The sequence below is a fragment of the Stenotrophomonas sp. genome (genome assembly GCF_031995405.1).
In the GTDB taxonomy this organism is placed as follows: domain Bacteria; phylum Pseudomonadota; class Gammaproteobacteria; order Xanthomonadales; family Xanthomonadaceae; genus Stenotrophomonas.
On the sequence record NZ_DAMAGC010000131.1, the window covers coordinates 1 to 11675 of the forward strand.

The window sequence follows — 11675 nt, forward strand, 5'->3', positions numbered from 1 at the left end:
CGGATGGCGGTGGTCACCAATGTCCGCGACCCGCTGGCGCGCCAGACCGGCCCCTCCCGCGGGGCGCTGGTGGCCGACTACCTGCGCGCCGATGCGTCGGCTGCCAGCTTCGCCGACGAGCTGGCCCCCCGCGCCACGACCTTCGCGCCCTTCAACCTGCTGCTGGCCGACCGCGACAGTTGCCAGTTCCTTGGCAATCATCCACTGGGCCGCCAGGCGCTGGCCCCGGGCATCCACGGCATGTCCAACGGACCGCTGGACGCCCCCTGGCCGAAGACGCTGGCGTTGAACGCGGCGCTGGCGGCCTGGATCGCCCGCGGCGATGAAGACCTGAGTGGCCTGTGGCGGGCCCTGGCCGATGAAACCCGCGCCGAGGACCACACCCTGCCCGACACCGGCATCGGCCTGGAGCGCGAGCGCTGGCTGAGCGCGGCCTTCATCCGCAGCCCCGAGTACGGCACCCGCGCCAGCACGGTCATCGCGCTGGACGCCGATGGCCAGGGCTTCATCCACGAACGCCGCTTCGGCCCGGACGGTGCGTGCATCGGCGAGACGCGCCTGGGCGTGGGCGGTGCGTCGGCGCCGGCGTTGGCCGTTGGCCTGTCCGAGCCACCGCCCCGGTGAGGCGATGGATGTGCGAAAATACGCGTGGCGGAGTCGGCCAGACAGTCGCGTCATCCCTTGCGGATGCCGAGGAAAGTCCGGGCTCCACAGGGCAAGGTGCCAGGTAACGCCTGGGCGGCGCAAGCCGACGGAAAGTGCAACAGAAAGATACCGCCTACGTTTCCTTCGGGAAGCCGGTAAGGGTGAAATGGTGCGGTAAGAGCGCACCGCGAGTCTGGCAACAGACCGGCACGGCAAACCCCACCTGGAGCAAGACCAAATAGGGACCTAATGGCGTGGCCCGCGTCGGGTCCGGGTAGGTTGCTTGAGCGCTGCGGTGACGTAGCGCCTAGAGGAATGACTGTCCACGACAAAACCCGGCTTATCGGCCGGCTCCGCCGCTTTTTTCGCGATGCCGCGAAAAAAGCCCCAAGGTTTGCGCTGCAAACCTTGGGCCCCGTGCCACCAGCGTCCAATTCCCCGCGGCTGTCGCCGCGCCCCCTTTACTAAAGGGGGCTGTGCCTCCAGACGGGTTGCGTGGGGCTATATTCAAATGTTGTGTTTGCTGCGGGTCTGGTAGAGCCACCCCATGGGTGGCTGCTGTTCGTTCCGGCATCGCGTGCAGCCACCCGTGGGGTGGCTCTACCTTTTCGGCATCGCGTGCAGCCACCCGTGGGGTGGCTCTACCTTTTCGGCATCGCGTGCGGCCAGCCTTGGGGTGGCTCTGCCTGCGCCCGGCAGGCGATCAGCTGCCGTAGAGGGCCTTTCTTGGGGCGCCGGTGAGTTCTGCCGCCAGCTTGGCGGCGGTGGACGGCGGGAGGTGTTCGCTGAGTTTGGCGTACATGCGGCGGCCGGCGGCCAGTTGCGCTTGTTCGTCATCGGCGGCGCCCTGCACCATCACCACGAACTCGCCCTTGCGCTGGTTGTCGTCGGCTTCCACCTGCTGCAGCAGCGAGGCCAGGGTGCCGTCGAGGACGGTCTCGAACAGCTTGGTCAGTTCGCGGGCGAGCACCGCCGGGCGGTCGGCGCCGAAGGCGGCGACCATGTCGGCCAGCGACTCGGCGATGCGGTGCGAGGATTCGTAGAACACCAGCGTGCGGGTTTCGCCGGCCAGGCCCTGCAGGCGCTCGCGGCGGCCCGAGCCCTTGGCCGGCAGGAAGCCTTCGAAGGTGAACCGGTCGCTGGGCAGGCCGGCCACGCTCAATGCGGCGATCGCGGCGCACGCACCGGGAATCGGGCTGACCCGGATGCCGGCTTCGCGTGCGGCGCGCACCAGCCGATAGCCCGGATCGCTGACCAGCGGGGTACCGGCATCGCTCACCAGCGCCAGCGATTCACCGGCCAGCAGGCGCGCCACGATGCGCTGGGACAGCGCTTCCTCGTTGTGGTCGTGCAGCGCCACCAACGGCTGCTGGATGCCGAAATGGGCCAGCAGCTGGCCGCTGCGGCGGGTGTCTTCGGCGCAGATCGCCGCCACCGAGCGCAGCACGTCCTGCGCCCGCGGCGTCAGGTCGGCCAGGTTGCCGATCGGGGTGGCAACGACATACAGCGTAGGGACAGCACTCATCGCAACGGCACTCGTGGGTCAAGGGTAGAATCGTACCGTTCCCCGGCCACGGCCGCTGCCCCCATCGAATGGACCTGATCATGAACAAGCCCGTCGCACGGATCTCCGCCCTTTCGTTGTCGCTGATGCTGCTTGCCGGCTGCGCCACGACGAGCCTGACCAGTGCGCCCGAATCGCCGGCGCAGAGCCAGGCGCTGGCGCTGATCGACCAGGGCAAGCCGCGCGACGCCGCCGTGCAGCTGGAAGCACTGGCCAACACCTTGAAGGGCAGCGCCCGCGCCGCCGCACTGGCCGATGCGGCCTTCGCCTGGCATGACGCCGGCGACAACGCGCGCGCGCGCAGCCTGCTGGCGCAGGTCACCGCGCGCCAGCTCAACGGCGCCAGCCTGCAGCGTTACCACCTGACCAGCGCCGAGCTGGCCCTGGCCGACAAGCAGCCGGCGCAGGCGCTGGCCTCGCTGAAGGAATCCTCCGATACGGTGGTGCCGCAGCTGCGCACGCGCTGGCAGCTGGCCCGCGCCGATGCGCTCCAGGGCACCGGCGACAGCATCGGTGCCGCGCAGGAGCGCGCCCGCGCGCATGCCGCGTTGACCGGCAAGGCGCGCACCGACAACCAGCAGGCCATCGCCGGCCTGCTGGGCACGCTCGACGATGCCACCCTGCGTTCGCGCGCGGCGGCATTGCCGGCCAACGAGCCGCTGTACAACTTCGCCGGGCGCGCGCTGATCGCACGCGGGCTGCCGCTGCCGCGTCCGTTCGATCGCGAGCAGGCGGTGCAGTTCGATACCAGCAAGCGTCCGCCGGCGATGAGCGATGGCTACCGCCCGCCACTGAAGATGGCCGTGCTGCTGCCGCTCAGCGGTCGCCTGGCCACCGCCGCACAGCCGGTCCGCGATGGCCTGCTCAGCGGGTACTACGCTGAAACCCGCCGTCGCCCGGACATCCAGTTCATCGATACCGCCGGCACCGCTGCCGGCGCGGTGGCGGCCTATGACAAAGCCGTCGGTGCCGGCGTGGACTTCGTGGTCGGCCCGCTCGGCCGCGACGAGGTCGATGCGGTGTTCGGCCGTGCCCAGCTGCCGGTGCCGGTGCTGGCACTGAACCGTGGCAAGAGCAGCCCGCCGGCCGGCAGCGCCGGCTTCTCGCTGGCCCCCGAAGACGACGGCATCATCGCCGCCGAATTCCTGCGTGGCCGCGAGCGCAGCAAGGTGCTGGTGGTGCACAGCAACGACGACAACGGCCGCCGTGCCGCCGCCGCCTTCCGCGAACGCTTCGCCCAGCGCGGCGGCCAGGTGGTGGCCACGATCGGGGTCGGTGAAGCGGTGGGCGACATCAGTGCGCAGATCCGCGCGGCCGGCAGCGTCGATGGCGTGCTGCTGGCGGTGAAGGCGCCGCAGGCGCGCACGCTGGCCCCGCAGCTGGCACTGGCCGGTGCCGGTGGCGCCACCCGCGTGGGCACCTCGCAGCTGACCGTCGGCGCGGGCAAGGCCGAGGAAGACATGGCACTGGACGGCATCGTCTATCCCAACGAAGCATGGAACGTGCGCGGCGTCGCAGGCCTGCCCTCGGCCAGCACGGCCGGACAGATCCTGCCCAACGCGCGCGGCGCGGCCGGGCGCCTGTTCGCCTTCGGTTTCGATGCGTGGAAGATCAGCGCCTACCTGGACAAGATGGCCAACGAGGGCGGCCTGGCCGGCGCCACCGGCACCCTGTTCCTGGACAGCAACGGCAACGTGCTGCGCGTGCCGGCGTGGTCGACCTTCAGTGGCGGCCGGCCAATGCCGATCGCCAACGCCAACTGATACCGGGCCCGTGCCGACCGCGCGGGCACAGCGTGGCGCAGCGGTCGAAGCTGCGGCGCAAACGTACCTGCGCACGCAGGGATTGAGCCCGATCACGCAGAACGCGCGCTATCGCGGTGGTGAGCTGGACCTGATCATGCGCGATGGCGACACCACCGTCTTCGTGGAAGTGCGCTACCGCGCCAGCGTCGGCTTTGGCGGCGGCGCGGCATCGGTGGACCTGCGCAAGCGGCGCAAGCTGGTGCTGGCCGCACAGCTGTTCCTCGGCGCGCACCCGGCGCTGGCCGCGCAGCCGTGCCGGTTCGACGTGGTCGAGGCCAGCGGCGATCCACCGCAGCTGCGCTGGCTGCGCGATGCGTTCCGGCTGGAGGATTGTTGATGCCCAGCATCTTTACCCACGCCGCGATTCCCTTGGCGCTGTGGTGCGCCGCCGAGCGCGGCCGCATTTCCAGGCCGTTGCTGGCTGCCGGCGTGGTCGCGGCGATGCTGCCCGATGCCGACGTGCTGGCCTTCGTCCTGCACATCCCCTACGCCGACAGCTTCGGGCATCGCGGTGCCAGTCATTCGGTCGTGTTTGCCACCCTGCTGGCCGTGCTCGCCGCCGTACTGCACCGGCCGCTGCGTGCAAGCACGGTGCAGGCCGCCGCGTTCGTGGGAATCAGCGCGTTGTCGCACCCGCTGCTGGATGCCTTCACCTCCGGCGGCCTCGGCGTTGCCCTGTGGTGGCCATGGAGCGGCGAGCGTCTGTTCGCCCCGTGGCGTCCCATCCGCGTCTCGCCCTTCGCCGGCCAGTTCTTCAGCGCGCGTGGACTGGCCACCGTTTTCTCCGAACTGCGTTGGGTGTGGTTGCCGCTGGCCGCCGCCGTGATCGGCTGGAAGCTGATCCAACGCGCCCCTGTCGATGCCCGGACCACGCAATGATTACCGCCCTGCCCGCCGCCTTCCTTTCCACCGTGCACGCGCTGCTGGGCGAAGACGGCTGGCGCACCGATGAGGCCGCACTTGATGCGGCCGCACAGGACAATTCCTGGCGGCACCAGCTGCCGCTCGGCGTGGCCTTCCCGCGCGACCGCGAGCAGGTGCTGGCGTTGGTGCGCGCCTGCCGCGAGCATCGCATCGCCGTGGTCGCGCGCGGTGCCGGCACCGGCACCACCGGCGCAGCGGTGCCGGTCATGGGCAGCATCGTACTGTCGTTCGCCCGCATGGCCCGCATCCTCGATATCCAGCCGGGCAACCGCTGCGCAATGGTCGAGCCGGGCGTGCTCAACGGCGACCTGCAGCACGCGCTGGCACCGCATGGCCTGTTCTGGGCGCCGGACCCGTCCAGCGCGGAGATCTGCAGCATCGGCGGCAACCTGGCCTGCAATGCCGGCGGCCCGCGCGCGGTGAAGTACGGTACCAGCCGCGACAACGTGCTCGGCCTGGTCGCGGTGACCGGTGCCGGCGAGCTCATCCACTGCGGCGGCGCCTATACCAAGGACGCGACCGGCTACGACCTGACCCACCTGCTGGTCGGCAGCGAAGGCACCCTCGCATTGATCGTCGAAGCCACGCTCAGGCTGACCCCGTTGCCGGTGGCGCAGGCAGGGCTGCGCGTGCTGTACCGCGATGCCGATGCGGCGGCAGCGGCCGTGTCGCGGCTGATGGGCCAACCGGTGGTGCCCACGCGGCTGGAATTCATGGATGCCCGCAGCCTGGAGCTGCTGCGCCGCAATGGCGCCGAGGTGCCGGACGCGGGCGCGATGCTGCTGGTCGAAGCCGACGGCGACCACGACACCCTCCCCTATTTGCTGCAGGCGCTGGCCACGGCCGCCGAAGGCGACGGCATGATCGCGCTAGACGTGGCGATGGAAGGCAGCGCGCGCGAGAAACTCTGGGCCGCGCGCAAGGCGCTGTCACCGGCGCTGCGCAGCATCGCCCCGGGCAAGATCAATGAAGATGTGGTGGTGCCGGTGTCGCGCATCCCCGAGCTGGTGGCCGGGGTCCAGGCGCTGGCGCGCGAGCATCAGCTGGTGATCGTCACCTTCGGCCACGCCGGCAACGGCAACCTGCACGTCAACATCCTCTACCACCCCGAGGATGCCGACGAGAACGCGCGTGCGCACGCCGCGCTGCCGAAGATCTTCGCACTGACGCTGTCGCTCGGCGGCACCCTGTCCGGCGAGCACGGCATCGGCCTGGCCAAGCGCGATTTCATGGCCACGGCGTTCAACCCGGCCACGCTGGCGGCGATGCGCGCGATCAAGCACGCGCTCGACCCGGACGGGATCCTCAACCCGGGCAAGGTGCTGCCACCTGTGGGGTGACCCTCGCGTGCGCGGCCATTGCCGACGCGGCTGTTTCGTGCGGCCACCGTGAGGCAACCGTTTCGTGCGGCCACCGTCGACGCAACCATTTCGTAGAGCCGACCGTTGGTCGGCTGCTCCTCGTCCAGGGACGGCAGCCGACCAACGGTCGGCTCTACTGCAGGACGAAGTGCTCGTAACCGTCCGCGTTGGGCAGGTCGTCGCCGTGCACGCCCTGGCCGGTGGTGATGCGGCCGATGCGGGTGAGCGGCAGGGACAGCGCTTCGGCCAGCGCATGCAGCGCGTCGCGCTGGTCGGCGGCGGCGGTGAAGCACAGTTCGTAGTCATCGCCACCGCGCAACGCGCAGTCGCGCGCGTCATCGCGACCCAGCGCATTACGCAACGCCGAGGACATCGGCAGGGTGTCCACTTCCAGGCGCGCGGCCACCTCGCTGCGGGCGGCGATATGGCCCAGGTCGGCGAGCAGGCCATCGGAGATGTCCACCGCCGCGTGCGCGTAGGCGCGCAGGCGCTGGCCCAGCTTCACCCGCGGCATCGGGCACAGCAGGCGCTGGCGCAGTGCTTCCAGGTCGGGATCGTCGGCGACGACCGCCACATCCAGACGGCCCTGCTGCCACAGCCGCAGCGCGCCGGCGGCATCGCCCAGCGTGCCGCTCACCCAGATGTCGTCGCCGACCCGGGCCGCATCGCGCCGCAGCGCGTGGCCGGCCGAAACCTGCCCCATCGCGGTAACCGACAGCGACAGCGGACCGCGCGTGGTGTCACCGCCGACCAGCACGATGTCGTGCTCGTCGGCCAGCGCAAAGAAGCCATCGGCGAATGCGTCGATCCACGCCGGTTCCGTCGAGGGCAACGACATGGCCAGGGTGCACCACGCCGGACGCGCGCCCATCGAGGCCAGGTCGGACAGGTTGACCGCCAGGGTCTTCCAGCCGATCTCGAACGCCGGCGTTTCCGCTGGAAAGTGCACGCCACTGTTGAGCGTGTCGGCGGTGACCACCAGTTGTTCGTTGCCGCGAGGCTGCAGCAGGGCCGCGTCATCCCCGATGCCCAGCACCACGTCGGCGCGCGCACGGGTGCGGGCACGGATGCGGTCGATCAAAGCAAATTCGGCGAGGGACATGGCGGTTCCGTGGTTCAGAGGTGACCGCTGGCATCGACCGGCGATCGCGAGCGACCGGGGTCTGGGACCGGGTTGGTTACCGGTTGCGCCGAGCCCTGCTCGGCTGCGCGGTGCGTGGGACGTTTCATGGCAGCCAAGCGTGGCTCGGCGCTGCCCCTGATCCGGGAGCGGGCGTCGGCCGGCTCAGTGGCCGCTTTCGACCTTGCGCCATTCCACGGCGGCACGATCCAGCACGCCGTTAACGTAAGTATGGCCGTGCTCGGAACCGAAACGCTTGGCTGATTCGATCGCCTCGTTGATGACCACGCGGTACGGCACGTCCAGGCGGTACCGCATTTCGTAGGCGGCCACGCGCAGCGCGGCGCGTTCGATCGCATCCACTTCCTCGATGCCGCGGTCCAGGTACGGGGTCAGCGCCTCGTCCAGGTCCTTGCGGTGGTCGAGCACGCCGTGCACCAGCGCTTCGAAGTAGGCCAGGTCGGCGATTTCGCGGGCCTGTTCGTGGGCGAACTGGGCGATCACCGACTGCGCGTTGCCGCCGGAAATCTGCCAGGCATAGATCGCCTGCAGGGCACGACGGCGCGCGCGCGAGCGCAGCACCGGGTCGATGCCATCGCGGCGGACGGGCTTTCCGGAGGGCTTGCCCGGGTTTGACTTGTTCACGGCAACTGCTCCAGAAGATTGACCATTTCCAACGCCGTCAGTGCGGCTTCCTCACCTTTGTTGCCATGGCTGCCACCGGCGCGGGCCTCGGCATCCTCGGCCCGTTCGACAGCCAGCACGCCATTGAGCACCGGCACGCCGAAATCCAGCTGCACCCGCATCAACCCTTCGGCACAGCCATCGGCGACGTGCTCATAGTGGCGGGTATCGCCGCGGATCACACAGCCCAGGGCAATGATGGCGGCATGCTCATGGGCCGCCGCCAGACGCGCGGCGACCAGCGGCAGTTCCCACGCGCCGGGCACGCGGATCACGTCGATGGCCGACTCGGCGATGCCATTGCCGGCCAGGCTCTGGCGCGCGCCAGCGACGAGCACGTCGGTGATGCGGGCATTCCAGCGGCTGGCGAGGATGGCGAAACGGGCCTTTTCCGGAGTACGGAGGTCGCCTTCGTAGTGGCTCATGTTCGGCGGGGGATCCAAAAGGTTGACTAGTTTAACGCGCACGGCCGCCTTCGCGGCCCGTGCGTTCTCATCTGCTGCTGGGACGACCGCTTACGGCGTGACCGTCTCGACCACTTCAAGGCCATACCCGGCCAGCCCGATCTGCCGGCGCGGGGTGCCCAGCACCCGCAGCTTGCCCAGGCCGAGGTCGGACAGGATCTGCGCCCCGGCCCCGTTGCGGCGCCACTGGCTCACGTCCTTGTCCTTGCCCGGCACCACCGGCTGCGGCTGTTGGCGCAGGCGGGCCAGCAGGCTGTTGCTGTCGCGCGGGGCCGACAGCACCACCATCACCCCGCGTCCGGCGGCGGCGATCGCACGCAGGGCATCGGTGGAGGCCACGCCGAAATCGTCACGGCGCCAGTGCAGCAGGTCGGCCAGCGGGTTCTCCACCTGGACCCGGACCAGCGTCGGCTCGGCGTCGGGGGTGCCACGGACCAATGCGAAATGCAGGTCGTGGGCGATGCGGTCGCGGTAGGTGACCAGCGTGAACGGACCGAATTCGGTCTCGATCTCGCGCTCGTCCACGCGCTCGACGGTCTTCTCGGTGGCCAGGCGGTAGGCGATCAGGTCGGCGATCGAACCGATCTTCAGGCCGTGCTCGCGCGCGAACACTTCCAGCTCCGGGCGACGCGCCATGCTGCCGTCGGGGTTGAGGATCTCCACCAGCACGCCGGCCGGTTCCAGCCCGGCCAGCATGGCCAGGTCGACGCCGGCTTCCGTGTGGCCGGCGCGGGTCAGCACGCCGCCCGGCTGGGCGATCAGCGGAAAAATGTGGCCCGGCTGGTGCAGGTCGGCCGGCTTGGCATCCGGCTTCACCGCGGTGCGGATGGTGTGCGCGCGGTCGTAGGCCGAGATGCCGGTAGTGACGCCTTCGGCGGCCTCGATGCTGACAGTGAAGTTGGTCTGGAACTGGGCCGTGTTGGCCTGGACCATCGGCGCCAGGCCCAGGTCGGCGGCGCGCTCGCGGGTCAGCGGCAGGCACACCAGGCCCCGGCCGTGGGTGACCATGAAGTTGATGTCCGACGGCTTGACCAGCTCGGCGGCCATGATCAGGTCGCCTTCGTTCTCGCGGTCTTCGTCATCGACGATGACGACCATGCGGCCAAGGCGGATGTCCTCGAGGATCTCGGGGATGGAGGCGAAGTTCATGCGTTGGCTCCCTGCTGCGGGCCATGGGCGGGCACGGCGATGAGCCGTTCGACGTAGCGGGCGACCAGGTCGATTTCCAGGTTGACCGCGCTGCCCACGCCGGTGGCGGCGAAGGCGGTGTTGGCCACGGTGTGCGGAATCAGCGCGACCTCGAAGCCCTGGTCGTCGACCTCGTTCACGGTCAGGCTGACCCCGTCCACGCAGATCGAGCCCTTCTTGGCGATGTAGCGCAGCAGCGCCGCCGGCGCGGCGAAGCGCCAGCGCTGGGCGCGGGCGTCGTCATGGATGGACAGGACCTGGCCGAGGCCATCGACGTGGCCGCTGACCAGGTGGCCACCGAGGCGGTCGGTCGGGCGCATCGCACGTTCCAGGTTGATCACCGCGCCATCGGCCAGCTGGCCGAGCGTGGTCAGCCCGAGGGTCTCGGTGGAGGCATCGGCCTGGAAGCTGGTCGCGTCGAAGGCGATCACGGTCAGGCAGACGCCATTGATGGCGATGCTTTCGCCCAGCTGGACGCTGTCGAACGGCAGGTTGCCGACGTTGAAGGTGAAGCGGACATCGCCGCCGAGGGTGTCACGCGCGGCCAGGCGGCCGACGCCTTCGATGATGCCGGTGAACATCAGCGGACCCCCGGACGGAGGCAGAGGATGGAGGTGCAATCAGACATAACGTTTCCCGCAGAAAGTGAGCGAAAAACGCCGCAAGGCATATAGGCGCACGCCGAGCCCCAAGGCCCGGCCGCACCGTCTTCTTTCATCCGGACTATACCGTCGGCTCCGGCATCGGACCGGATCTGCTGACCTTCCAGCGGAACTGGAAGCGCTCGCGGGCTCGTGCTTGCGCACCTACCGCCGGTGGGGAATCGCACCCCGCCCTGAAGACGTTTGTGTACCGGCGAACCGGCACGGCCATTGTAGCAAGCCAAGCTGACTGCTCGCTTTTTGTGAAGATATGGTTAAAATGCGCCCGCGCGGCAGAGATCGCCGCCCTGCCGCCCACGAAGGGCTGGCTGAAATGGACCTCAACTTCACCCAAGGAACCCGCATGCGCAAGATTCTCCTGGCCGCCGCCCTGCTGGCCGCCGCCCCGCTTTCCGCCTCCGCCGCCGAGCGCGTGAGCTACAACTACGTCGAAGCCGGCTGGACCCAGCTGGACACCAACGATGACTACTTCGGCGACCCGAAGGTCGACGGTGGCTACATCCGCGGCTCGTTCGACATCGGCCCGCAGGTCAACGTGTTCGGCGCGTGGTCGTATGTGTCCAAGAAGTACAACGGCAGCTACGCCGGTTATGACGCCAGCCTCAAGCTGGAACTGAACCAGCCCGAGCTGGGCATCGGCTACCACATGCCGATGAGCGACCGCGTCGACTTCACCGCCGACATCGCCTGGGTGCGCCAGAACGTGGAAGCCAAGCTGTCCGTGGACGGTTTCGACAGCGCCACCGACAAGGACCACACCAACGCCGGCCGCGCCACCGTGGGCGTGCGTGGCAAGCCGTCGGTCCGTACCGAAGCGTGGGCCAAGGCCGGTTACCTGGACGGCGGCAGCGACTTCAAGGGCACGTGGGTGGGCAACCTCGGTGGCCAGGTGAACTTCACCCAGACCTGGGGTCTGGTCGCCGAAGTGCAGGCCTACCGCGATGTCACCCAGGTGTCGGTGGGCGTGCGCGCGAGTTTCTGATCGGGCAGCGACGGTCTCCGCCGCGCCATGATCGAACGGGCCCCGAAAGGGGCCCGTTTTTTTTGGCTCTTCTCCCACTGGAGGGGAGCGTCCTTTTCCATTGGACTTGGCAGATCGCGTCGCGCTATACGCGTGTGACCGGGGGGCTTCGTTCGGGCTGGTCGCGCGCGTGAGGGCCCCTTAGCGGCCGGTAGGCCCCTGGCGCAAATGTCCCCCGGCCGCGAGCGGCCTCCTCCTTTATTTTGCCCAGGAGCCTACCGGCCGCTAAGGGGCTCG

12 protein-coding genes, 1 other RNA gene and 1 riboswitch are annotated in these 11675 nt (G+C 69.4%); of the genes, 7 read left to right on the plus strand and 6 right to left on the minus strand.

The window, feature by feature from the left end; translation table 11 throughout:
• Positions 1-624 (plus strand): NRDE family protein (locus RTO53_RS17100; protein WP_312238928.1); only part of this gene is annotated, 624 nt, incomplete at its 5' end.
• Positions 625-653: 29 nt separating this feature from the next.
• Positions 654-1004: RNase P RNA component class A (gene rnpB / locus RTO53_RS17105), an RNA gene on the plus strand.
• A 344-nt stretch (positions 1005-1348) separates the two neighbouring features.
• On the opposite strand, the gene rsmI is transcribed toward rnpB, so the two are convergent.
• Positions 1349-2170, minus strand: a complete 822-nt coding sequence (rsmI, locus tag RTO53_RS17110) for a 16S rRNA (cytidine(1402)-2'-O)-methyltransferase (protein WP_312238929.1) — start codon at positions 2168-2170, stop codon at positions 1349-1351.
• Positions 2171-2250: 80 nt separating this feature from the next.
• On the opposite strand from rsmI, the gene RTO53_RS17115 reads away from it, so the two are divergent.
• Genes RTO53_RS17115 through RTO53_RS17130 form a run of 4 tightly spaced genes read left to right on the plus strand, consistent with a single transcriptional unit; the run spans position 2251 to position 6278 of the window.
• Positions 2251-3972 carry a penicillin-binding protein activator gene (locus tag RTO53_RS17115; protein ID WP_312238930.1) on the plus strand — a complete coding sequence of 574 codons (1722 nt, stop codon included), beginning with the start codon at positions 2251-2253 and terminating at the stop codon, positions 3970-3972.
• A gap of 10 nt (positions 3973-3982) precedes the next feature.
• On the plus strand, positions 3983-4351 hold the full coding sequence (locus RTO53_RS17120; RefSeq protein WP_312238931.1) for a YraN family protein: 369 nt from the start codon (positions 3983-3985) through the stop codon (positions 4349-4351).
• Positions 4351-4893: a metal-dependent hydrolase gene (locus RTO53_RS17125; protein WP_312238932.1), complete on the plus strand. Its 543-nt coding sequence runs from the start codon at positions 4351-4353 to the stop codon at positions 4891-4893. Before RTO53_RS17120 ends, RTO53_RS17125 begins: the two co-directional genes overlap by 1 nt.
• Positions 4890-6278: an FAD-linked oxidase C-terminal domain-containing protein gene (locus RTO53_RS17130; protein ID WP_312238933.1), complete on the plus strand. Its 1389-nt coding sequence runs from the start codon at positions 4890-4892 to the stop codon at positions 6276-6278. Before RTO53_RS17125 ends, RTO53_RS17130 begins: the two co-directional genes overlap by 4 nt.
• A 154-nt stretch (positions 6279-6432) precedes the next feature.
• Here the strand turns inward: RTO53_RS17130 and thiL are convergent, their stop codons facing one another.
• From thiL to RTO53_RS17155, 5 genes are all read right to left on the minus strand, one after another.
• Complete coding sequence (gene thiL / locus RTO53_RS17135) at positions 6433-7401, minus strand: thiamine-phosphate kinase (protein WP_312238934.1); 969 nt, start codon at positions 7399-7401, stop codon at positions 6433-6435.
• Between the two features lie 183 nt (positions 7402-7584).
• Positions 7585-8064, minus strand: coding sequence for a transcription antitermination factor NusB (gene nusB, locus RTO53_RS17140; protein WP_312238935.1), 480 nt, complete (start codon positions 8062-8064; stop codon positions 7585-7587).
• On the minus strand, positions 8061-8528 hold the full coding sequence (ribH, locus tag RTO53_RS17145; RefSeq protein WP_256774892.1) for a 6,7-dimethyl-8-ribityllumazine synthase: 468 nt from the start codon (positions 8526-8528) through the stop codon (positions 8061-8063). Before ribH ends, nusB begins: the two co-directional genes overlap by 4 nt.
• Before the next feature lie 90 nt (positions 8529-8618).
• Entirely contained in the window at positions 8619-9716 is a 1098-nt protein-coding gene (gene ribB / locus RTO53_RS17150; RefSeq protein WP_312238936.1) for a 3,4-dihydroxy-2-butanone-4-phosphate synthase, read from the minus strand.
• Entirely contained in the window at positions 9713-10336 is a 624-nt protein-coding gene (locus RTO53_RS17155; RefSeq protein ID WP_312238937.1) for a riboflavin synthase, read from the minus strand. Before RTO53_RS17155 ends, ribB begins: the two co-directional genes overlap by 4 nt.
• A 121-nt stretch (positions 10337-10457) precedes the next feature.
• Positions 10458-10602, minus strand: a riboswitch (FMN riboswitch).
• A gap of 158 nt (positions 10603-10760) precedes the next feature.
• On the opposite strand from RTO53_RS17155, the gene RTO53_RS17160 reads away from it, so the two are divergent.
• Positions 10761-11399 (plus strand): outer membrane beta-barrel protein, encoded by a 639-nt coding sequence (locus RTO53_RS17160; protein WP_312238938.1) that lies wholly within the window; start codon positions 10761-10763, stop codon positions 11397-11399.
• The last annotated feature ends 276 nt before the right edge of the window (positions 11400-11675 follow it).